The sequence below is a fragment of the Longicatena sp. 210702-DFI.1.196 genome (assembly GCF_020563125.1).
GTDB lineage: Bacteria > Bacillota_I > Bacilli_A > Erysipelotrichales > Erysipelotrichaceae > Longicatena > Longicatena caecimuris.
Map to the genome: position 1 here is coordinate 1 of NZ_JAJCPX010000105.1, position 432 is coordinate 432.

The 432-nt window shown below is 57.9% G+C and carries 1 protein-coding gene; it reads right to left on the bottom strand.

What is annotated here, in order from left to right; translation table 11 throughout:
* Positions 1-432, bottom strand: a 432-nt coding sequence (locus LI241_RS15570) for a hypothetical protein (protein WP_227161101.1), incomplete at both ends; no start/stop codon positions are given.

Consider the following 432-nt stretch of genomic DNA (forward strand, 5'->3'; position numbering starts at 1 on the left):
CGCCTACTGTGATGTCCGCCTTGGGATAGAGCTGCTTTGCGATGCGCCCGGAAACCGGGTCCAGCTCCACGCCGTACAGACGGCTGTTTCTCATTTCCTCCGGCAGCATACCGAAGAAATTGCCCACACCCATAGATGGCTCCAGAATATTTCCGGTCTCAAATCCCATACGGCCCACCGCTTCATAGATGGCCTGAATGACCGTAGGGCTGGTGTAGTGGGCGTTGAGGGTGGAGCTTCTGGCGGCGACATATTCCTCCGGGGTCAGCAGCTCTTTCAGCTGGGCATACTCTGAAGCCCATGCCGGTTTTTCCGGGTCAAAGGCGTCGGCAAGACCGCCCCAGCCCACATAGCGGGATAGGACTTCCTGCTGTTCGGGGCTTGCCTGCTGTCCGGCAACTTCCAGCTCTTTCAGCAAACGAATGGCATTGA